Consider the following 20,507-nt stretch of genomic DNA (forward strand, 5'->3'; position numbering starts at 1 on the left):
AAGCAACCGTCGACGACGGTTGCTGTGCTGTGCGGTGACCCGTCGACGGACGACATCAGGAGTACGACATGACCAACCCCGACGTTCCCGCCGATCAGACCAAGACCCCCGGAGACGCGAGCGCCACTTTGGCCAGCAGCGTCCAGCGCAGTGAGCAGGTGGAGGCCGACCTGGCCCAGCATCCCGAGCGCTATCGGATCCTCACCGGTGACCGCCCGACCGGGCACCTGCACATCGGGCACTACTTCGGTTCGCTTGCCAACCGGGTGCGCCTGCAGCAGCTCGGCATCCAGACCAATGTGCTGGTGGCCGACTACCAGGTCATCTACGACCGAGATGGCGTCGGCGCGCTCAAGGACAACGTCCTCAATGCTCTGGCCGACTACTTGGCCTGCGGCATCGACCCCGACCGGGGCATGATCTTCGCGCACTCGGCCGTGCCGGCGCTGAACCAGCTGATGCTGCCCTTCCTCTCCTTGGTGTCGGCCGCAGAGTTGGAGCGCAACCCCACCGTCAAGGAGGAGATGGAGGCTTCTGGGCGTGGTCTGGGCGGGCTGATGCTCACCTTCCCGGTGCATCAGGCGGCCGACATCCTCTTCTGCAAGGCCAACCTGGTGCCGGTCGGCAAGGACCAGCTGCCCCACATCGAACTGACCCGACTGCTGGCCCGCCGCTTCGACGAGCGCTACGGCCGGGTCGGGGACGAGCCGGTGTTTCCGCAGGCCGACGCGCTGCTCGGCAAGGCCCAGAACCTGCTCGGCATGGATGGCAAGAAGATGTCCAAGTCGCGCGGCAACGCGATCGAGATCGGTGCCAGCGCTGACGAGACCGCCAAGCTCATCAAGAAGGCCGTCACCGACGCCGACCGCCACATCAGCTACGACCCGCAGGCTCGCCCCGAGGTCGCCAACCTGCTCACCCTGGCCGGGCTGTGCACCGGGCGTACCCCCGAGGGCATCGCCGCCGAGATCGGCGACGGTGGTGGCGGCACCCTGAAGAAGTTCCTGACCGAGGCGGTCAATGAATACTTCGCGCCGATGCGGGAGAAGCGAACCGAACTGTTGGCCGAGCCGGCCGAACTGATGGCCGTCCTGCATCGGGGCAACGACCAGGCCAACGAGGTCGCCGAGCAGACCCTGGCCGAGGTACGCCAGGCGATGCAGATGGACTACTGAGGGCGTAGCCGCTGGGCCTGCGCAAGCTCAGGATGCTGTAGTTGTGCAGGTCCTCTTGGCGAATTCGCCTGCGTCACGACGGGATGATGTAGACACGCAGGCCCACCCGGTCGCGCTCGGCAGGGTTGATGCTGAAGCAGCCGTTCCCGGGCATGCCGGTTGCCACCAGGTGGCCGGGGGGGGGGGGTATGTTCATCGCAACCAACTCCATGGCGGCGTTGGTCTTGACTGGACATGTGCAAGGGAGACATGAATGGCCAGGTGGAAGCGAGGTACGCCCCAGCGCATGGGAAAGATGGCCGCAGTCATCCTCCTGACGACGCTGGTCGCCGGATGTGGTGGCGGACGGGAAGTGGCGCCTGATGGCCCTCCTCGAGTGGCAGACCTCTGCCCCGGCGAGACATCGGCGTATCAGCAGGGCGGTGGCGTACGCACGGAGCTCCCCGCCGACTTCGAGATTGTTGCGGTGACGTGGTGCTCACGGCCGCTGCCGGAGGGAAACCTGGTGGAGCGATTCACCACCGAGCCGGCGCCGCTGACAGACCTCATCGAGTCCTTCCCGGACACGCCGCCGCCAACCGAGACGCGTGACGGAGCGCTGCTGGCCTGCGACTCGCAACCCGGCAACCGGGAGATCGTCTACCTCTATCCGGCGGAGGGCGATCCGATCCTGTGGGACGTCCCGGCGGACACCAGCTGTGGCTATTCGCGAGACCGTCACGACGTCTTCGAGGTGCTCGAGAACGACGTGACGTGGACCTGGCAGGGAGACCCGGTAACGCTGGAGTAGGCCCGGCGGTGGCGTCAGTTCGGCGTGGGCTGGGCCAGCCGTTGCGCCAGCACATCGGCCAACGCGTCGACATTTTCCAGCTGCGGGTTGTGCATCGCCTCGGGAATCACGTCGACCTCAGCGCCCAGCCGCTCGGCGGTCTGACGCTGGGTCACCTGGGCCCAGGTGCCGTCTCGTTCCCCGAAGATCACGTGCGCCGGTACGCCGGTCGCCGCCACCTGGTGGATGACATCGGGGGCATGCCACAGCGCCTCGGTCGTGGCGAGCAGCGCGTCATGTCGACCGGCGACGAACCGTTCGGTGAGGAACTTGCCCAGCCCGACGTCGGGGTCGATGCCCTCGACGGCGGAGCGTTCCCGCCAGATCGCTTCCATGTCCTCGGTGCGGTTCATCGCCTCGACGAACTGATTCAGGCGGTCGCGGGTGATCTCGTTGTCGGGATGGGGATCCACGCCCAGACCCGCCGGTCCCGAACACAACAGGGTCAGGCTGGCGTACGCCTGCGGCTGCGCGATGACGGCGCGCTGCGCGATCAAGCCACCAAAGGAATGGCCGACCAGATGCAGCGGCACGCCGTCGCCGACGCGCTCGGAGGCGTACGCCGTGACTGCGGCCAGGTCGTTGACCGAGGACGCCAGATCGAAGGGCCCATCGGAACGTGACTGGTACCAGCCTCGCTGGTCGTAGCTGAAGCCGCCGATGCCGCGGCCGACCAGCTCGGGGATGAGGAAGCTGAAGTCCTCCTTCGATCCGCAGTAGCCGTGCACCAGCAGCACCGCCGCCGTGGGGGCATCGGGGATTCCTTCCAGCACCGCGAGGTCAGCGCCGGGGGCGCTGACCTCGGCGTTGGCGAGGACTCCGAACAGGTCGAAGATCACCGGTCAACCCTGGCTGGCAGCACCCGAACCGCCGCCCGGGCCGCCGGAACGGCGACGACGGCGACGACGCTTGCGGGGCGCATCGCCATTCTCGGAGGACTTGGCCTTGCGCTCGTGCTCGATGCGATGCTTGCGCGGCACCGAGCCGCGGGTCCCGGTGGGGATGCCGAGGTCGGCGTAGAAGTGCTCCGAGGAGGAGTAGGTCTCCGGCGGCTCGGGAAGCTCCAGCCCCAGGGTCTTGTTGATGACCTTCCAGCGGGTCAGGTCCGACCAGTCCACCAGCGTCACGGCGACACCGGAGGCGCCGGCGCGGCCGGTACGCCCGATGCGGTGCACATAAGTGGCGTCGTCGTCGGGGCACTCGTAGTTGATGACGTGGGAGACGCCGGTGACGTCGATGCCACGGGAGGCGACGTCAGTGGCGACCAGAGCCGTCACCGAACCCTCGCGGAACTTCTTCAGGGCCTGCTCGCGGGCGCCCTGACCGAGGTCGCCGTGCAGCGGGGCGGCCGGGAAGCCCCGGTCGACCAGGTCGTCGGAGAGTCGCTGCGCGGAGCGCTTGGTCCGGCAGAAAATCATCACCTTGTCCACATCGGTGGCCTGGAGGATCCGGGCAACCATCTCGGGCTTGTCGAGATCGTGGGCCTGGTAGACGAACTGGGTGGTGGCCGGGACCGTGGTCTTCTCACTGTCGGACTCGGCGCGGATGTTGACCGGCTGGTTCAGGTGCTGCCGGGCCAGCGACACGATTGCCGAGGGCATGGTCGCCGAGAACAGGAGGGTCTGCCGCGAGGTCGGGGTCTGGGCCAGCAGCCGTTCGATGTCGGGCAGGAAGCCCAAGTCGAGCATCTCGTCGGCCTCATCGAGCACCGCCACGCGGACCCGGTTGAGACGCAGCACCTTGCGCTGCACCAGATCCAGCAGCCGGCCCGGCGTACCGACGACGACGTCGCGGCCGCGTTCGAGCGCCTCCAGCTGCGGCTCGTAGGAGACGCCGCCATAGACGGTCATGATCTTGGAGGGGAGTTTCGCCGCGGCGCGGGTGAGGTCCTTGGAGACCTGGCCGGCAAGCTCACGGGTCGGTGCCACCACCAGCGCGCGGGGGTGGTGCGGTTCGTTGGCGCCCTCGGGATCAGCCAGCAGGCGCTGCAGCAGCACGGACCCGAAGGCCAGCGTCTTGCCGGTGCCGGTGCGGGCCTGACCGATCATGTCGGTGCCCTTGAGGGCGATCGGGATGGCCATCGCCTGGATCGGGAAGGGATGGACGATGCCCACCTCGGCGAGGGCATCGGTGATGAGCGGGTCCACACCGAGGTCGGCGAACGTCTGCTGGGTGGCCTCCGGCGTACGCGCTTGGGCGGGGGACTTGGCGTCCGCTGGTCCGGCCTGCGTCGGCTCAACAGTTTCATCGCCGGCAACGCTGGTCGCGGGCATGGATTCAGGATTGTTGCTGTTCAGGGGTCCTACCTCAGATCGGGGGCGCGCACACGATGGCTGCCCAGTGGCTCACGATGAGCCGAGATTCGGGCCCAGCAAGGACCCTCGTACGAGGACCACCCTATACCCGTACGCCGTCAGCGCCACCGGCCCGGGGCCGGCCGGAGCCTCAGATCGCGCCGAAACCGACCTTGCGGGGGTTCTCCTTGCCGAGCTCGACGTAGCCGATCGCGCCGCCGGGCACCAGCACCTGACCGCCCTTGGAATCGGTCAACTCGAGCAGGGTGTCGTCGCGCACCGCTGCCTCCACGGCTGCCTTGACGTCGTTGCTGCTCAGGTCAGTCTCCACGCTGACTTCGCGGGAAACCTGACGGATGCCGATCTTGACCTCCACGGCCATGTCCTCTCTTCGTGCTTACTTCGTTCGGTTGCCGGATCAGGCGATCCGGGCACACACCACAGTCACGTTATCTCGGCCACCCTGAGCATTGGCCCAGTCCACGAGATGGCGGGCCAACTCCAACGCGTCGCCGCTGGCCTCCCACGCCGCCTCCAACACCAGCCGTCCCAACTCCTCGGCGGTGGGGCAGTAGTTCCACAGGCCATCCGAACACAGCACCACCCAGCCGGGGCCGGTGATGTCGAGTTGGCCGACCTGCGCGTCGTCGGCGGCATCCTCACGGCCGACCCAGTTGGTGATGGTGTGGGAGCCGAACATGGCCTCGGCCTCGGTCTGGCTCATCCCCATCCCGACGGCTTGCTGCGCCATCGTGTCGTCGATGGTCGGCAGCACTGTCTCGCCGGACTCGGGCACCCAATAAAGGCGGGTGTCGCCGACGCTGACGAAGTCGAGTCGGCTTCCGTCGGTGACGGCGGCGACGAGCGTACACACCGGCGGGGTGCCGGAGAAGTCCGGTGGTGCGAGCGCGACCACCTCGGCGTTGACCTTGGTCAGGATCTCCAGCAGTGCCGCACCGGAGCCCTGCCGCTGGGGCTGGTCGGCGTCGGAATACCAGCCATGGACCTTGGATGCCGTCTGATCGGCTGCCAGCCGGGAGGCCAGATGCGCGTCGGTGGAGGCGGAAACTCCGTCACAGACCACCAGCACGGCGTGATTCTCGCCGACTTGGGCGGCCATCGCGTCCTCATTGGGATGGTGGACCCGTCCGACGTCGGAGACCCCTGCGACCCAGGTGGCCGGGCACAGCTCGGCGTGGTCGGGGACGGCGGCCAAGCCACCGTCGGGAACGCCCGGAACAGGCGCGGTTTCCTCAGGCTCTGGCACGGTCCCCATTGTGCACGTTCGCGGTGGCGATGTCGCCTCGGTTCCGCACCGATCAGGGTGACGGGGGCGCCGGGAGCGGGACCGTACCGGGGCGGAGCAGGTCCGCGGCCAAGTCACCGAATTGCGCTACTCGCTCCAGGACCTGTGCGGGTGAGAATCTCAACTCGGTACGCCCTTGGGCAGCCTCGGCAACCTCGTCCCAGCTGACCGGGGTGGTGCATTGAGGACGGGCGCCGGCTCGCAGGCTGTAGGGGCAGGCCATCGAGCGGCCGGTGGCGTTCTGTTCCTGGTCGACCCGGATCATGCCGTGCCGGTTCTTGGCACCCTTGAGGCTGGCGAACTGCCCCGGATTCTGCTCCGCCATCACGGCGCCGACGCCGGCGGCGTACGCCATCAGCTCGGCCCCCGAGGCAGGTGCGACGGGGGCGTACACATGGAGTCCCTTGCGCCCGCTGACGACCGGGACCGGGACCAGTCCGTCGCCGGCGACCACGGTCGCGGCCTGCAGTGCTGCGGTGGCGATGGTGGCCATGTCGACGCCTTCTCCGGGATCCAGATCGATCACCAGCAGTCCCGGCAGCACCGCCTCGGGCCCATCAACCCAGACCGGGTCGCGGCCCTCGAACCAGAACTGCGGTACGTGCAACTCCAGCGCAGCCAGGTTGGCGGCGTGCACCAGGGCGGCGCGCTCGTCGACGTGCGGATAGCGGGTCTGGTGTTCGCCACTGTGGACCGTGGTGGTGGTGAACCAGGACGGCGCATTGGGTGGAGGATTCTTCTCGAAGAAGTTCGGCCCGTCCGCTCCGTCGGGATAGCGGATCCGCGACACCGCCCGATCCCGCAGGTGCGGCAAGAGTGTGTCGGACACGGCCAGGTAGTACTCGATCACCTCGGCCTTGGTGGTGCCGTCAGGAAACAGCGGTTTGGTGAGATTGGTCAACCGCAACGTACGCCCGTCGAGTTCGGTGCGGACCTCCTCTGCCATGCTTCCCTCCTCAGGGCCGTCGTCGACTCAGCCTAGGTGAACCTCACCTTGGTGAGGTTGTCGGGGCGGATCGGCGTACGCGGCGAGCCCAGGCCCTGCAGAACTACAGCATCGCGTACCTGCGCAGGTGATTCGGCCGGTTTTGCCTGCACAACTACAGCATCGCGTGGTTGCGCACCAGTGGAGCCGCGGCTGCCCGTCACCCAAGCTCACTGGAAGTCTCGGGAGCCGACCTTGACCTTCAACGGCAGGTCGATGAGCTGGTCGGCAACGAGGGTGGTGACACCCTCGCGACGTTCCAGCAGGCCGCGCACCACCAGCGCCGCCGCGGTCCGGGCCACCCGGCGGTACCGCTGCCACAGTCCCGGGCTGACGACAACATTGAGGATGCCGGTCTCGTCCTCGAGGTTGAGGAAGGTGATCCCGCCTGCGGTGGCCGGCCGCTGCCGATGGGTGACCACCCCGCCCACCCGGATCCGGGTGCCGTCCTCGATGCTGGCCAGATCGGTGATCGCGACCACCCCGTCGGCGGACAGATCGGCACGCAGATGCCGGATCGGATGATCCCCGGTGGCGATCTTGGTGGCCTGCAGGTCATGGACCAACTCCTCACCCTCATCCATGAAGGGCAACATCGGCGGCTCCGACTCCACCTCGATGTCGAGCTGACCGGCCCGCGCGATCGCCGCTGGCCCCGAGCGCCACAACGCCGCCCGGCGGGAACCCGCCAGTGAGTCCAATGCACCCGACAGTGACAACGCCTCCAACTGGGCGGTGTCGAGGTCGGCACGTATCGCCAGATCCTGGATGCTGGTGAACGCCGCCTGCTCGCGGGCCTCGATGATCCTGGAGGCGGCCGTCTCACCCAGGGCGGTCACCTGTGCGAGCCCGAGCCGGAGCGCAAAACTCGCGTCCCGACGATGCTCGGTACTGTCGTCGGGGGCATCCGGATCGAACCTGCCGATCGTGTCCTCGGGGTGGTCGACCAGACAGTCCGTACGCCCGGTCGGACCACGGTCGCCGTCCGGGAGCAGCAACTCCAGACCCGGGTGGATTCCCGAGCGCAGCAGGTCGGGGCGGCGTACCTCCACCCCGTGCCGCCGGGCATCACCGACCAAGGTCTGGGGTGAGTAGAAGCCCATGGGTTGGGAGCGCAGCAGCCCCGCCAACAGCGCTGCCGGATAGTGCAGTTTGAGCCAGGAACTGGCGTACACGAGGACGGCGAAGCTGAGCGCATGGGACTCGGCGAAACCGAAGTGGGCAAAGGCCTCAATCCGGTTGTAGATCTCTTGGGCGGTGTCGGGGTCCAGACCGTTGGCCGCCATCCCCTCGAAGAGTTTGCTGCGCAGCGTCTCCACCCGCTCGATGCCACGCTTGGATCCCATCGCCCGCCGCAGCAGGTCCGCATCGGCCGGGCTGCAATTGCCCACGGCAACCGCCATCTGCATCAACTGCTCCTGGAAGAGCGGTACGCCCAAGGTCCGCGCCAGCACCGGCTCCAGCAGGGGATGGGCATAGGTGACAGGTTCCTTGCCGCTGCGGCGCCGGATGTAGGGATGGACCGCGCCGCCCTGGATCGGACCGGGACGGATCAGTCCGATCTCGACGGCCAGGTCATAGAAGGAACGGGGCTGCAGACGCGGCAGTGTCCCCATCTGGGCCCGGCTCTCGACCTGGAAGACACCGATCGAGTCGGCGCGGCACAACATGTCATAGACCCCTCTCTCACCCTTGGGGATCGTCTCCAGCCGCCAGGTCTCGCCGAGTTCGTCACTGATCAGGTCGAAGCTGTACTGGATCGCCGCCAACATTCCCAGCCCCAACAGGTCGAACTTCACCAACCCCATCCAGGCGCAGTCGTCCTTGTCCCACTGCAGGACGGTGCGGTCGACCATCCGCGCCGGTTCGATCGGGCAGACCTCGCCGACCGGCTCTGCGGTCAGCACCATGCCGCCGGAATGGATGCCCAGGTGACGCGGGAATCCCAACACCTGCTCGGCCAGTTCCGTGATCTGGGGTGGAATGTCGTGCTGATCCGTGCTCACCTCGGCACCCCATCGTTCGACCTGTTTGGCCCAGGCATCCTGTTGCCCGGTGGTCGCGCCGAGCGCCTTGGCCATGTCACGGACTGCGTTGCGAGGGCGATAGGTGATGACATTGGCGACCTGCGCGGCGTTGCGGCGGCCGTAGCGGCGATAGACGTACTGGATCACCTCCTCGCGGCGGTCGGAGTCGAAATCGATGTCGATGTCGGGGGCCTCGTCACGCAGTTCGGACAGGAACCGCTCGAACGGCAGCTGGTAGAAGATCGGGTCGACCACGGTGATGCCCAGTACGTAACAGACCGCCGACGCGGCCGCGGACCCGCGGCCCTGGCACAGGATGTGGCGCGACTTCGCAAACTCCACGATGTCGTGGACGATGAGGAAATAACCCGGGAAGTCCTTCGCCTCGATGACATTGAGTTCGCGCTCCAGCCTGGCCCGTACCTCATCGTTGAGGTCTGGATAGCGCTGCCGGGCGTGCCGCCAGGTCAGCTCCCGCAGCCAACTCATCGTGGTGTGACCCGCCGGCACCTCCTGCTTGGGCAGGTGTGGCGTCGCGGCGCGCAACTCGAAGGACAGGTCGGCGGCAATCTCGACCGTACGCTCGACGGCGCCGGGGAATCGAGTGAACCGATGGGCCATCTCGGCTCCACTGCGCAGATGCGCCAGGTCACTGCTCGGCAGCCAACCGTCGAGCTCGGTCAGGCTGCTGCGGGCCCGTACCGCCGACAGTGCGGTCCGCAGCCGGTGTTGCTGTGGGGTGGAGTAGTGGGCGGCGTTGGTGGCCACCACCTCGGTCCCAGTGGCGGCGGCAACCTCGGCGAGTTGGTCGCAGCGGCGGGCATCGGCGGGATAGCCGTGGTCGGTCAGTTCGACCAGCACGTTGTCGGGGCCGAAGAGTTCCTTGAGGTGCTCCAGCTCGCCAATGGCTGCCGGTACGCCGCCGCTGTCCAGGGCCTGAGGCACGCTGCCCTTGCGGCAGCCAGTCAGGACCAGCCACTGCCCCTGGGCATGGTCGGCGAGCCGGGCCAGGTCATAGACCGGGCGGCCCTTCTCCGCGTCCGGGTCCAGGTGCGCGTCGGTGAGGGCGCCGGCGAGTCTGCGATAACCCTCCCGGCCCCGCGCCAACACCAACAGATGCTGTCCCACCGGGTCCGGGACGCCGTTCTGCGGGGTGGGTAGATCCAGCGACAGCTCGGCGCCGTAGACGGTGGCAAGGCGGTGTTGGGCCGAGCCAGCGGCGTACGCCTCGGCCGCCTCGGCGAACCGGACCACCCCGTACAGGCCGTCATGATCGGTCAGCGCGAGCCCGGTGAGCCGATGCCGGACTGCCTCGCTGACCAAGTCTTCGGGGGAACTGGCGCCGTCGAGGAAGCTGTAGTGGGAATGAGCGTGCAGTTCGGCATAGGGCACCACTGGGCCGGTGGTCGTGGCCAGGTCGGCCGAGGGCCGGAATGGCGCCCGTTTGCGGCTGTACGCCGGCCCGTCACCGCCGTTGGCGGGACGCTTCGGGCGCGGTGCCGGTCGGGTGCCGTCGGAGAGCAACTGTTCCAGCTCTGACCAGGGGATCGGGGGATTGCTGAAGCCCATGTGCTCCCTTTCTGGTCGGAGTGGTCAGTGGTGCTGGATCGCGGTGTTCTGACGGATTGCGGTCAGGGTGGGTGTCGCTGGGGAGGGGGCTGTCAGTCGTAGCTGGCTTCGGCCCACCAGTCGCCGGCGCGGGTGAGGACCAGCCAGACCTGCTCCCCGGTTGGGCCGACATCAGGGGTCGCGATCAGCAACTGGAAACGGTGCAGCTCGCCGGCCTGGTGCCACCAGCGTTGCTGCAGCGGCCACGGGCCGGCCCAGGCCAGGATCCGGCTGAGATGGCCAGCCGGATCCTCGGGGGAGATGAACCAGACCGGTTCGGCGGACAGGTGGCTGCGCTCATCGACCCGGATGGACTGGTGATCCTCACCCAGCACCCCGACGGGCAGGGCTCGGGTGAACACTCGTGCCGGCGCTGGGCCGGGCACACTGCCGGGCCAGGGCTGGTCGACGCGGGCCTCCTGACTGGTCGGCAGTGCTTCGCCCCAAGGCCGCAGGATCCGCCGTTCAGCCAGCAGGCGGCCGCCGCCGACCCGGCTGATCTGGACCCCGTTGGGGCCGAGCCGGTGCTGGATCCGGGCCATCACCGCCGAAACGTGCTCATCGGGACGTTCCCCCAGCAGATCCGGGGCGTGATGGCCGGCGGCACTCACCCGGGTTGGGGTGACCCGCAACGAGCTGACGGCCGTGGTCGGTTCGGCCCCCGCGATCTGGTCGAGTTCGTCGCTGGCACCTTGGTGGCCCAGCTCGGCGAGCTGCCAACTGATCCGGTCGCGGATCTCGTCCGCGGTGAACTCCCACGGGTGGCGCCAGGTGCGTTCATCCCAGCCGCCGTCGGTGGTCCCGACGGCGATCCGGATCTCGTCGCAGCTCAGCCCGGACTGGCCCAACTCCTTCATCAACGCCTCGAGCGGTTCGGCGCAGCTGGCCAGCACCTGGGCGGCCGAGGCCAGCGGCGGTTCGTAGTCCTGACGCCAGCCCAGTTCGGTTGCCACCGGATCCGGTGCCAGCATCGGCACATCCAGACCACAGGCGAGCCGATGTGCCCGCAGGCCGGTGCTCCCAAAACGGGCGTGGATCTTCTCCGGCGGCAGGGCAGCCAGATCACCCAGGGTGTGCAATCCCAGCTGTGGCAGCACCGTCGCCAGCGAAGGATCACCGACCGCGACAGCAGCATCGGCGATCGGGAGCTGAGCCACGAAGGCCGCTGACTCCTCGGGCGGCAACAGTCGTAGCGGCGACTCCGCGGTGGTCCGCAGCGCGGCCTGCTCGGCGGCGAACAGTCCGTCGGCGATCGCCAGCCGGGGGTCGTGGACCAGGTCGACCACTTCCGCGAAGATGCGCTCGGCCAGTTCCTCATCACCCCCGTGGAATCGGCTCGCGCCCGCTGCCGGTGCGGCCGCGAGCCCCGGGCGTACCACCTGAATCTGGGGGACCACCGTGGTGAGGGCCTCCTGGATCGGCATGAAGTGGCGGCGCTGCCGATCCGGGTCGTGGGGGATGACGATGAGGTTGGCGCAGCGTTGCTGGGCCTGCCGCAGTCGCAGCCCGACGGTGACTCCCTCGGCCTCGGCGGCGGGGGAGCAGGTGTGGACCACGCCTCGGTCGATGATGGCGACCGGCTGCTCGGGCAACAGGTCATGACTGAGCGCCGCGACCTGGAGCGGCCACTGGGGGCACAACAGCACCAGCACCCGGACCGGGTCGCGCAGCAGCGGCGGCTCGGTGGTCCGACCTGGAGCGGAGCGAGGGCGAGGACGAGATCGACTCATGCCACCAGCACCTCGGCGTCCTGGGGTTGGTCGCGGCGACCGCTGACCTCGATGTGCAAGCGGCGTTCCACCAGGCAGCCGTGCCCTCGCGACAGCCCCTCCCAGCTGTGACCCCAGGCCCGGATCCGCGACAGTGGTCGAGGCCAGTCACCGACCACGACCACGGTGCTGCGGCGGTGTCGCAGCCGTGATTCCAGCCGTGTCACCTGACCTGCCGGCAACCGGGGCGGAGCGGCGGCAATGACAAGGTCAGTGGCCTCGACCACATCGGCGACGACGGTCAGCCACTGCTGTTGGACATCGGGGATGAGGACCAGCCGGTCCAGGCGTACGCCCCACTCCTGGGTTGCTTCGAGGTTGAGGTCGGGCAGGCCGACGGCGGCACACCAGGATCCGCGGCTGGTGGGTTCGGCCAGCAGGGCGCCCACCAGTGCCAGCGATCCGTGCAGAGTGTGGACGCCGCCGGATTCCAGTCCCCGCGGGAAGGCTGCGCGCAGGTCGGGGTGGAGCGACAGGAAAGGTGCCTGCTCGACGGGCGCGGTCCCGCTGGCCCGCAGTCGCTGCTGCAGGTCCGCCAGGCTCGGAATGGTGGTGGTCGTCACATCGCCAGTATCGAACAAGTGTTCGATACTGGCAAGAGGGGGTTCCTCTGGAGGTGCGCGGAGTTGTGTCAGGGCAACAAAAAACCGACCCCGGCGGGGTCGGCTTTCTGAATTGAGTCTGTGTCAGCTGTCGCTCATCACAGAGGGTGGACAGCGTCCGCCTGGGGACCCTTGGGTCCCTGGGTGGTCTCGAACTCGACACGCTGGCCCTCATCGAGAGAGCGGAAGCCGGACGAATCGATCGCCGAGTAGTGGACGAACACATCGGGTCCGCCACCGTCGACCTCGATGAAGCCGTATCCCTTTTCAGCGTTGAACCACTTGACGGTTCCTTGAGCCATGAAGCCTTCTCCTTGCATCCTGATGTCTCCGGGGGTTTCCGGGGCTGTGCACAACGCACGGGCGAGGAGCGACAGCATGCTTAGCTTTCCACACGGATCCCAGATCTCCAAGTCGACATTTCATTTGAGGTCAGATTTTTTGTCAGTGGGGTCTGGTTGCATGGGCACATGGCTACCCCGTCCTCCGCTGTCGTGCCGGCTTCTCGGGTGACTGATGTCACCCCGGACGAGCACCAGCGTCGTGTCATCGACCACGCCGGTCCGGCGGCCCTGGTGCTGGCCGGGGCTGGCACCGGAAAGACCACGACCGTGGCGTACACCGTCGCCGAGCGGATGCGACGGGACCACCTTCGTTCCGACCAGGTGCTGACATTGACCTTCAGCCGTCGGGCCGCCACCGACCTGGCCGGACAGATCGGCGGCCTGTTGCAGCAATCGGTGACCAACCCGTTGGCGATGACCTTCCATTCGTTGGCGCTGGCATTGGTGCGGCGGTTCTGGGACCGGCTGGACGACACGCGCAGTGAGCCGATGCGGTTGTTGACCGCGCCCCAGCAGACCGTCGTGCTGCGTGACCTGTTGGCTGAGGGGCGCACCGATTTCGGTGCCCGGTTCGCCCAGGCTCGCACCACCCGTGCGTTCAGCCGTGATGTCGGGGCGCTGCTCACCCGGGCCCGTCAGTTGGGCCTGGACCCGGACCACCTGATCGAGATCGGGGAGCGGGCGGACCGTCCGGACTGGCGTGCGGTGGGGGAGTTCTTCGAGGAATACCTCGACGTGCTCGATGCGATGCATCATCTCGACTACGCCGAATTGGTCCACCGGGCCCGGCTGCTGCTGGCCGATCCGGAGGTCGCTGGCGAGATCCACGACGAGCTCCGACTGATCTGCATCGATGAGTTGCAGGACTGCGACCCTGCCCAGGTCGCTCTGGTGCGGGAGTTGGCCGGACCGCGCTGTCAGGTGGTGGCTTTCGCCGACCCGGACCAGTCGATCTATGGCTTCCGCGGCGCCGGCCCCGGGATCCTGCGGAGCTTCTGGCAGTCCTTCACCCATGCCGGCCAGGAGCCCGCACTGCTGAGCCTGCAGACCAGCCACCGGGCCGGCGCCAACCTGCTGAGCGCCCTGTCGGGGGTGGCACGACGGCTGCCAGTGCCACCGGGCATCCCGGCGCTGACTCCCGCCTCCGAAGGCGCCGCGTCGGTGGTGTCGTATCGCTCCGCGCAGCCGGCGCCCGGACTGCCGGAGGGTGAGGTCCAGGTCTGGGAATGTTCCAGCGAGATGTCCCAGGCCCACCACATCGCCCAATTGTTGCGGCGCGCGCATCTGGTGGAGGGCCGGCCGTGGACCGACATGGCCGTCCTGGTCCGGTCCGGGCGGGCCAGCATCCCGGTGCTGTCCCGGGCGCTGATTGCTGCCGGCGTACCGGTGCGGGTCGCTGGTGACGAGGTGCCGTTGGCCTCGGAGCTGGCGGTACGCCCGCTGCTGGCCGGGCTGGAAGCTGTCGCCGAGGCGTGGCCGGACCTGGATGCCGACACCGCCGCTCGGTTGCTGACCTCGCCGCTGGGCGGACTGGACAGCGTCGGCCTGCGTCGCCTGGGCCGACAACTGCGTGCCAGTTGGACTCCCGACGGGGTGGACGGGGCCGACCAGGCCCCGCCGATGTCGACCGAACTGATCGCCAGGGTGCTGACCCGGCCCGAGATCCTGGGGCCGCATGCTGACGAATCGGCCGAGTTGCGCGCTCTCGTCTCGCTGCACCAGGTGTTGGCAGCGGCCCGGGAGAAGTTCGAGCAGCGGCGTCCGATCGCCGAGGTGTTGTGGTCGCTGTGGAGTGGCACCGACTGGCCGCAGCGGTTGCGGCGCCGAGCCACCGTGGCAGGCGAGCAGGGATTGGCGGCGGATCGTGACCTCGATGCGGTGCTGGCGTTGTTTGATCTGGCCAGACGCCATGACGAAGGTTCCCGCGGCCACGGCGTCACCTACTTTCTCGACGACGTCGCCGGTCAGCAGATCCCTGCCTCGACCGTACGCCCGGGTGGTCGGGAACGACCCGGCGTGGCATTGATGACGGCGCACCGCGCCAAGGGCGAGCAGTGGCCGCTGGTGGTCGTGGCCGGTGCCCAGGAAGGCACTTGGCCCGATCTGCGCCGACGCAGCGCCCTGCTGGAGCCGGCGCGGCTGGGACGCAACGGCATGGACGAGCCGCCCAGCACCGCCAGTCTGGTTGCGGAAGAACGCCGACTGTTTCTGGTTGCGTGCGCTCGAGCGGCCGAGCAGTTGGTGGTGTCGACGGTGCTGGGGACCGAGGGCGAGGGAGACGCTCCGTCACGTTTTGCCGCCGAGTTGGGGGTGCGGCCACAGCGGCTGGAAGGCCGCCCGGAGCGGCCGCTGTCGTTGTCGGTGTTCGTCGGCGAACTGCGCCGCTGCGCCGCCGACCCGGAGGCCAGCCCGGCACTGCGAGAGGCTGCCACCAAGCGGCTCGGTGAGATCGCCGCGGCACGCGACAGCGACGGCAATCTGTTGGTGCCGCACGCCGACCCGAACACTTGGTGGGGGATGACCCAGCCGGCCCCGACCAACACCCTGGACCTGCAACGGCTGACGCTGTCAGCAGGGGATGTGGAATCCCTGCTGACCTGCCCTCGCAGTTGGTTCCTCACCAAGAAAGCTCGTGCCCAACGGCCGGGCACGAATGCCACCAGCATCGGCAATCTGATCCACGTGCTTGCAGAGCGGATGGTCTCCCGCGGCTGGGGCCAGCTCGAGCTCGCCGATGCGCTGGACCGGTCTTGGCAGGCGGTGCCCTCAGAAGCGCCATGGCTGTCAGCGAGCCAGCGCGCGGAGGTGGAGAACGCTCTGGAGCGCTTGCACCTGTGGCACCAGCGGCAGGTGCGGGAAGTCATCGGGGTCGAGGTCGAGTTTGAGGTCAACGCCACCATCGAGGACCGGGAGGTCACCTGTCGAGGTCGCGTCGACCGACTGGAGCGGGACGTCAACGGCCGGCTGTGGGTGGTTGACTTCAAGACCGGCAGGACAGTGGCCAAGGCGGAGGAGAACATCCAGTTGGCCTTCTACCAGTGGGTGGTGGCTCAGGGAGGTTTCGACCGGCTGGTGCCGGACGCGCAGCCCGGCGGTGCCGAACTGGTCTTTCTCCGCGGCGAATCCAAGTACGAGACAGGGATGCCGATCGTCACCAGCCAGTTGTCGCTGCTCGAGAGGCCCTACCTCAGCAGTGATCCGGACGATCCGGACCGGGCGTACTCGTCGTGGGCCGAGGCCAGGGTCGCGCGGGCGGTGCGCACCATGGTGGCCGCCGAGTTCCCGGCGATATCCAACCCGGGTTGCCGGTGGTGTCCGTTCACCGCCAGTTGCCCCGCGAAGAGTGAGCAGGTGGTCGCATGACGCCGGCGTTGACCCGGCCCGAGGACGTCAAGGATGTGCTGGGCATTCCGTTCTCCGATGAGCAGCTCGAAGCCATCACCGCGCCGCTGGAACCGACGGTGATCATCGCCGGCGCCGGCACCGGCAAGACCACCGTGATGGCCGCCCGAGTGGTGTGGCTGGTCGGTTCGGGTCAGGTACGCCCGGAGCAGGTGTTGGGGCTGACCTTCACGCGCAAGGCCGCCAGCGAACTCTCCGACCGGGTCCGGACTGCACTCAAACGTGCTGGTGTCGTCGACACCAGCACCGTCGACGAGTCCGGCGAGCAGGTCGTCATGACCTATGACGCCTTCGCGGCGCGGCTGGTCAGCGAGCACGGCGCCCGGATCGGGGTCGAATCAGACGCAGTGATGATCAGCGGCGCGGCTCGATTCCGGCTCGCCTCTCGGGCCGTGATCGCTGCGGTGGGGCCATTCATCCATCTGCCGCGGCTGCGACCCGACACCGTCACCGAGCGAGTGCTGGCGTTGGACGCGCAGTTGCAGAGCAACCTGGTCGACGCCGGGGACATCCACGCACTCACCGATGCGTTGGCCAGCCACATCGAGAACGCGCCGCGCAATCGCCAAGGCAACGTCTATGCCTCCATCAAGGACATGACCGCGGCCAGTCACGAACGCATTGAGCTGGTTGATCTGGTGCAGGACTACCAGGCACTCAAGCGTCGGCTGGGTGTGGTGGAGTTCGCGGACCAGATGGCCACCGCGGCACGGCTGGTTGATGAGGCGCCCGAGGTGGCGGCGCTGGTACGCGACCAGTTCGCCGTGGTGCTGTTGGACGAATACCAGGACACCTCTTCGGCCCAGGCGCAGTTGCTGCGCGGCCTGTTCAGCGGGCCGGACCTCGATCACGGTCGTGGCCACCCGGTGACCGCTGTCGGGGACCCGTTCCAGGCCATCTATGGCTGGCGCGGCGCCGCGGCCAGCAACATCACCGCCTTCGCCCAGGACTTCCCCAAGACCGACGGCAACGCTGCCACTCGACAGGCACTGACCATCAACCGCCGCAGCGGACCGGCCATCCTCGACGTCGCCAACGCACTGGCCGAACCGTTGCGGGCCGACCCCGCCATGAGCGGGGTGGGCCGGAAGCTGGTGGCGCCACCGGGCACCCCGCCCGGCACCATCCGCGCGGCGAGTTTCTCGACCTGGCCTGAGGAGGTGGCGTGGATCACCGATCAGGTCGCTGCCGCACACCATCGCGGACCGCGGCGGACCGACCAGGCCCGTGAGACCGTGACCCGGTGGAGCGACATCGCGGTGCTGTCGCGCCGCAATGCCGACATCGCCACCATCTATGCCGCGCTGTCGGCGCGGGACATTCCTGCCGAGATCGTCGGCCTGGGCGGTCTGCTCGACCTGCCCGAGGTGGCCGACGTGGTCGCCACGCTGCGGTTGATCGACGATGTCACAGCCAACCCTGCTGTGGTGCGGCTGCTGAGTGGCTCCCGGTGGAGCCTGGACCCGGCCGACCTGGAACTGCTGGGCCGGCGTGCCCGCCAGCTCGCCGGCACCGGCACGGGAGTGCCGTTGTCGGAAGCCGACGAGATGGCCGTCGCCGCGATGGGCACCGATCCCGCCGACCTGATCTGCCTGATGGATGCGATCGATGATCCGGGTGATCTGGACTACAGCCCACGGGGTCGAGCCGTGATCGACCAGTTCGGCGCCGAACTGCGCCACTTGCGCCGGCTGGGTGATCAGACGGTGGTGGACCTGACCAGGCGAGTGATTACCACGTTGGGCTTGGAGCAGGAGATCCATGCCTCCCCGACCCTGTCCCGGGGCACCCGGGCCGAACAGCTGGCTGCCTTCGTGGATGCCGTTGCCGACTATGTCGACGTCGACGGGGACGGGTCGTTGGGGGGACTGCTGGCATACCTGGATGACGAACGCGAGCGTGGGGTCGGCCTCGAGCAGGCGCTGCCCACCGGGGAGGACTCGGTCAAGCTGCTCACCATTCACCGGGCCAAGGGCTTGGAATGGGAGATGGTCTTCTTGCCCTCGTTGACCGCCAAGACTTTCCCCAGTGATCGTGGGGCCAGCGTGTGGCCAACGTCGGCCGACACTTTGCCCGCGGTGCTGCGAGGGGATGCCGACGCGATCCCGCAGTTGACCGAGGTGAGCGACGCGGGCATCAAGAAATACAAGCAGGCCCTGTCGAAGGAGGACCGCCGATCGGAGGACCGGCTGGCCTACGTCGCGGTCACCCGGGCGCGGCGAGTCCTGATCGGCACCACCCACACCTGGCGTCCCGACACCCAGCGGCCCCGAGAGAGCTCTGATTATCTCGTCCCCATCTGGGCGGCTGCCGAGGCCGCCGACCAGCTGGGCGCGGTCGCCGCTGACCGGGCCGAGACGAATCCGCTGGTGACCCAGGATCGCCCGGCGCCCTGGCCTGACCAGTTCGATCCCGACGCGTACGCGCGGCGGGCTGCGGCTGCGGATGCAGTGCGCCGCCACCGGGACCAGATCAGTCGGGGCCAACCGGAGCCTGGCTGGTCCGACCCCGAGCTCAACCTCGACGAGTACGCCCTGGTGCAGGCATGGGATGCCGACGTGGAACGGCTCCTCACCGAAGCACGCCAGCAACGGGAGGAACCGGAGTTGGCGCCGTTGCCCGGTGTCATCGCGGCGACCTCGGTGGAACGGATCCTGCGCGACGAGGACGGCTATCGACGGGAGCTGCAGCGCCCGATGCCGCGGCCGCCCTCGGCGACGGCGCGGCTCGGCAACCTGTTCCACGCATGGATCGAACAGCAACTGGGGCAGGACCAGCTCGTTGACCCCGATGACCTGCCCGATCGGGTCGATCTTGACATCACCGACGAGGCCGACCTGCGTCATCTGCAGCAGCAGTTCCTCACCAGCAGTTATGCGCAGCGCAAGCCGTTGGCGGTCGAAATGCCCTTCCAGCTCCACTTGCCCGCACACCAGCAGCCGGGCGGGGACCTCATCCCGGGGCGCGTGATTCGGGGTCGGATCGATGCCGTGTACGCCGGCACCGACGGTCACCGGTTCCAGGTCGTCGACTGGAAGACCGGTGGCGGCGACCGGGCCGACCCCTACCAGCTGGCCATCTATCGGCTGGCGCTGGCGGACATGCACGAGGTGGCGGTCGATGAGGTGGATGCGGTGTTCCATTTCGTGCGGAGCGGCCGCACGATTCGGCCCGAGTCGTACGCCTCCCGCGAGGAACTGATCCAGATCCTCAGCGACCCGATCCATGGGCAACAATGAGTCGGTGACTTCGCCGAACGTCCCCAGTCCTGACCGATCCGCCGAGCAACCCGTACGCGCCAGTGAGCTGGTCCGACTGCCGGACCACCGCTTCGACGGACCGGGCTGGGAGCGGGCGCAGCTGGTGCAGGTACGGATGGTTGACCAGGGCGGGCGAGAGGTGCCGGCGATGGCAGCCGAGGGTGATCCGGTGCGGTTGGTGACCAGCACGCCGGAGCAGCCGTTCGATCCGGTCCGACACGTCGTGCTCGGCACGGTCGGAGAGGGAACCATCGTGCTCGACCTGCGCGGCGACGCCGAGCCCGGGCTGCCGGTGCGGGACCTGTTGCCGCAGCTGTCCAACGTTGAGCGAGACATCGCCAATGCGGCGGTGGCCCTGCACGCCTGGCACCAGCAGCGTCACTGCCGCCAATGCGGTGGGCCGACGGTGCCGACGTCGGGTGGCGCCCCGCAGCTGTGTCAGGAGTGCGGCGCGCTGGACTTCCCGCGTACCGACCCGGCCATCATCGTCGCGATCACCGACGAGCAGGATCGGCTGCTGTTGGGGCACCAGGGCACCTGGGACAACAACCGCTACTCCCTGCTGGCGGGTTTCGTCGAAGCCGGCGAGTCACTGGAGCAGGCCGTCTTCCGCGAGGTCTTCGAGGAGGCGGGCGTACGTCTGGATCGCGTCAGCTACGTGACCTCGCAGCCTTGGCCGTTCCCGCGTTCGCTGATGCTCGGTTTCACCGCGACAGCCCGCAGCCAGGACGTCGAGGTCGACGGTGAGGAGATCACCCACGCCGCGTTCTACACGCGCGAGGAGGTCAACCGGGCCGTCGCCGACGGCCGGATGAGCCTGCCCGGAGCTCCCTCCTTGGGACACGAGCTGATCCACCGCTGGCTGGCCGGCCGATTGCCCGCCACCAGCTGAGGCTGGAGTCGGCT

General features: G+C 68.3%; 14 protein-coding genes and 1 pseudogene. 5 read left to right on the plus strand and 10 right to left on the minus strand.

Annotated elements, in window-relative coordinates; all coding sequences use genetic code 11:
* Positions 1-68: 68 nt before the first annotated feature.
* Complete coding sequence (trpS, locus tag CGZ91_RS05280) at positions 69-1,175, plus strand: tryptophan--tRNA ligase (RefSeq protein ID WP_094453211.1); 1,107 nt, start codon at positions 69-71, stop codon at positions 1,173-1,175.
* A gap of 73 nt (positions 1,176-1,248) precedes the next feature.
* On the opposite strand, the gene CGZ91_RS14760 is transcribed toward trpS, so the two are convergent.
* The gene (locus tag CGZ91_RS14760; protein WP_267490230.1) at positions 1,249-1,371 is read right to left on the minus strand and encodes a hypothetical protein; all 123 of its coding nucleotides are present in this window, start codon (positions 1,369-1,371) and stop codon (positions 1,249-1,251) included.
* A gap of 90 nt (positions 1,372-1,461) precedes the next feature.
* On the opposite strand from CGZ91_RS14760, the gene CGZ91_RS05285 reads away from it, so the two are divergent.
* The gene (locus CGZ91_RS05285; protein ID WP_144276795.1) at positions 1,462-1,965 is read left to right on the plus strand and encodes a hypothetical protein; all 504 of its coding nucleotides are present in this window, start codon (positions 1,462-1,464) and stop codon (positions 1,963-1,965) included.
* A 14-nt stretch (positions 1,966-1,979) separates the two neighbouring features.
* Here CGZ91_RS05285 and CGZ91_RS05290 read toward each other — a convergent pair whose 3' ends face one another.
* From CGZ91_RS05290 to CGZ91_RS05330, 9 genes and pseudogenes are all read right to left on the minus strand, one after another.
* Positions 1,980-2,843, minus strand: coding sequence for an alpha/beta fold hydrolase (locus tag CGZ91_RS05290; RefSeq protein WP_094453215.1), 864 nt, complete (start codon positions 2,841-2,843; stop codon positions 1,980-1,982).
* Positions 2,844-2,867: 24 nt separating this feature from the next.
* Positions 2,868-4,277 (minus strand): annotated as a pseudogene (locus CGZ91_RS05295) (DEAD/DEAH box helicase); the annotation flags it as partial.
* Between the two features lie 172 nt (positions 4,278-4,449).
* Positions 4,450-4,680: a DUF3107 domain-containing protein gene (locus tag CGZ91_RS05300; protein ID WP_229116103.1), complete on the minus strand. Its 231-nt coding sequence runs from the start codon at positions 4,678-4,680 to the stop codon at positions 4,450-4,452.
* Positions 4,681-4,716: 36 nt separating this feature from the next.
* Complete coding sequence (locus CGZ91_RS05305) at positions 4,717-5,565, minus strand: PP2C family protein-serine/threonine phosphatase (protein WP_179229233.1); 849 nt, start codon at positions 5,563-5,565, stop codon at positions 4,717-4,719.
* A 52-nt stretch (positions 5,566-5,617) separates the two neighbouring features.
* Positions 5,618-6,550: a DNA polymerase domain-containing protein gene (locus CGZ91_RS05310; RefSeq protein WP_094453221.1), complete on the minus strand. Its 933-nt coding sequence runs from the start codon at positions 6,548-6,550 to the stop codon at positions 5,618-5,620.
* 209 nt (positions 6,551-6,759) lie between these two features.
* Positions 6,760-10,185: an error-prone DNA polymerase gene (locus CGZ91_RS05315; protein ID WP_094453223.1), complete on the minus strand. Its 3,426-nt coding sequence runs from the start codon at positions 10,183-10,185 to the stop codon at positions 6,760-6,762.
* A gap of 92 nt (positions 10,186-10,277) precedes the next feature.
* Complete coding sequence (locus tag CGZ91_RS05320) at positions 10,278-11,954, minus strand: DNA polymerase Y family protein (RefSeq protein ID WP_094453225.1); 1,677 nt, start codon at positions 11,952-11,954, stop codon at positions 10,278-10,280.
* Positions 11,951-12,556 (minus strand): hypothetical protein, encoded by a 606-nt coding sequence (locus CGZ91_RS05325; RefSeq protein WP_094453227.1) that lies wholly within the window; start codon positions 12,554-12,556, stop codon positions 11,951-11,953. The genes CGZ91_RS05320 and CGZ91_RS05325 overlap by 4 nt, the downstream gene beginning before the upstream one ends.
* A 137-nt stretch (positions 12,557-12,693) precedes the next feature.
* Positions 12,694-12,897, minus strand: coding sequence for a cold-shock protein (locus CGZ91_RS05330; protein ID WP_094451221.1), 204 nt, complete (start codon positions 12,895-12,897; stop codon positions 12,694-12,696).
* Between the two features lie 207 nt (positions 12,898-13,104).
* On the opposite strand from CGZ91_RS05330, the gene CGZ91_RS05335 reads away from it, so the two are divergent.
* Genes CGZ91_RS05335 through nudC form a run of 3 tightly spaced genes read left to right on the plus strand, consistent with a single transcriptional unit; the run spans position 13,105 to position 20,493 of the window.
* Complete coding sequence (locus tag CGZ91_RS05335) at positions 13,105-16,302, plus strand: ATP-dependent helicase (RefSeq protein WP_179229234.1); 3,198 nt, start codon at positions 13,105-13,107, stop codon at positions 16,300-16,302.
* On the plus strand, positions 16,299-19,580 hold the full coding sequence (locus CGZ91_RS05340) for an ATP-dependent DNA helicase (protein WP_094453231.1): 3,282 nt from the start codon (positions 16,299-16,301) through the stop codon (positions 19,578-19,580). The genes CGZ91_RS05335 and CGZ91_RS05340 overlap by 4 nt, the downstream gene beginning before the upstream one ends.
* A 4-nt stretch (positions 19,581-19,584) precedes the next feature.
* The gene (nudC, locus tag CGZ91_RS05345; RefSeq protein ID WP_229116447.1) at positions 19,585-20,493 is read left to right on the plus strand and encodes an NAD(+) diphosphatase; all 909 of its coding nucleotides are present in this window, start codon (positions 19,585-19,587) and stop codon (positions 20,491-20,493) included.
* Positions 20,494-20,507: the final 14 nt, after the last annotated feature.

It is taken from the genome of Parenemella sanctibonifatiensis (assembly GCF_002250565.1).
In the GTDB taxonomy this organism is placed as follows: Bacteria; Actinomycetota; Actinomycetes; order Propionibacteriales; family Propionibacteriaceae; genus Parenemella; species Parenemella sanctibonifatiensis.